The 1789-nt window shown below is 53.9% G+C and carries 1 pseudogene; it reads right to left on the bottom strand.

What is annotated here, in order from left to right:
* Positions 1 to 590 (bottom strand): annotated as a pseudogene (locus tag EGJ86_RS23030) (IS1182-like element ISCfr1 family transposase); the annotation flags it as partial.
* Between the last annotated feature and the right edge of the window lie 1199 nt (positions 591 to 1789).

Below are 1789 nucleotides of genomic sequence, written 5' to 3'. Positions count from 1 at the left end.
ATTTTCTTGGGAAGAGCTTCAGCCAGCGCCTCTTCATCAAGGGCTTCGAGGTACTCGCGCACGGCGCGGCTGCTGAGTGCTGGATCGCGCCAATCGACTTCATCTCCTGCTACCCCACGTTGCCGGCTGGCATCAGCCTTGATGATGCTGGCGTCGACGGCGAAACCTTCGCCCTTGACTAGGCCGGCCGCCATGCAACGCCGCAACACCTCATTGAACAACCAGCGGAACAGATCGCTGTCACGAAAACGTCCATGGCGATTCTTCGAGAAGGTTGAGTGATTGGGTACTTCGTCTTCCAGACCCAGCCGGCAGAACCAGCGATAGGCCAGGTTCAAGTGCACCTCTTCGCACAATCGCCGCTCGGAACGAATGCCATAGCAGTAGCCGACGACCAGCATGCGCACCATCAACTCCGGGTCAATCGAGGGACGCCCGATGGGGCTATAGAAATCTGCCAGGTAGGCACGCAGATCACTGAGATCCAGGCACTGGTCGATGCTGCGCAGGAGATGTTGGGCCGGGACGTGATCTTCCAGATTGAACGAGTAGAACAGGCGCTGCTGTCCTCCCGGTAACTGTCCCATCATGCTGTTCGCCCCCACGCTCGCTGACAAAGCAATTTTGCCAACGGCATAGGGAGGCCGCTACTTTTTCAACAGAATCGGCCGCTCTGAGACTGTCGTATCTGGCCGTTTTCTGCCTGTTGCATCGCTGCTGTCCGGTGGTCAAGTCAGATGCACACGGTGGTCAGTGCCAATGCAATGGACTGGTCAGATGGGTGCAATTGCGCAATCGGAACCAGGGAGGTTCAGATGTCGATCCATCTTAAATGATTGCGGGCTTAAAGCTGTTGAGGGCGAAGGTGGAACGGGAAAGGTCTTGAGCAGGGGGTGATTGAAAAAGGCGCCCGTTATACGCGCCGCCAAAACGACAAAACCGCCCGAAGGCGGTTTTGAACACAACCCACTTTAGTGGGGAAATAGGGTTGTAAGCCAAGGCTTCCAACACCTTTTTCTAAGCTGCCATACGGCAGTGAAGTAGTGAAGCAGTTGATCCTTTCGGATCTCGCTCAGGCCGAAGGCTTTGCGTTGTCTCATTCTAAGCTGCCTCAAGGGCAGTGAAGGTTGCGAGAACACTTTTATCTTACGAACCCTCCCTTGAACTGTCAATAGATGATAATGAAAATTATTTAGTATACTCGGTATACTAGGTTCAGAGGGTTGGGTAGAGGCGAATGCTCGTCCAAGGCCTCGATGAGCTGGCTAAATCGCACGCGTTCTATGGGCTTGGCTGAATGAACCAGCACTGGCCGTGTAGCTTCATTCAGGCGGGTTCAGGCGAGTTATCAGAAACTCGATCAGTCTCTGCGTCTTTGCGGGCAGCAGCTTCGTCTCGGTCTTCGTATAGATGGTGATGAGCTGGCCTTTCCTGCCCACCCCACCCACGTCCCACTGGTGACTTCTACTGCGACGATTTCCTTTGTGACTAGCTTCGCCCATCTGTTGCGAGCTATAGCTGGTAGCGCGGTTTGCAATACTGCCGGCTCTTCCCTGATTGCGGGTTGGTTTCGTCCAACAATCGTTGGCCGTGTAATTGCGCGGACTTGACCATCAATTTGCACAACCGCTGATCAGCAAATTTTGTTTTGGCTGCTCAGCGTTGAAATCTCCAAATCCAATCTGCACTAGTTTCGACCGGCAAAGACCGGCCCAGAGTGTGTAAAAACACTTTCGCATCTTGTATGCCCCAGCCCACTGCTCCTGGGCGTAGTGATTTCCTAAGCATT

This window comes from Pseudomonas sp. o96-267 (assembly GCF_003935465.1).
Taxonomy (GTDB): Bacteria; Pseudomonadota; Gammaproteobacteria; order Pseudomonadales; family Pseudomonadaceae; genus Aquipseudomonas; species Aquipseudomonas sediminis.
Note: the sequence above shows the minus strand (reverse complement) of the source record. Positions and strands in the feature narration are given on the sequence as shown.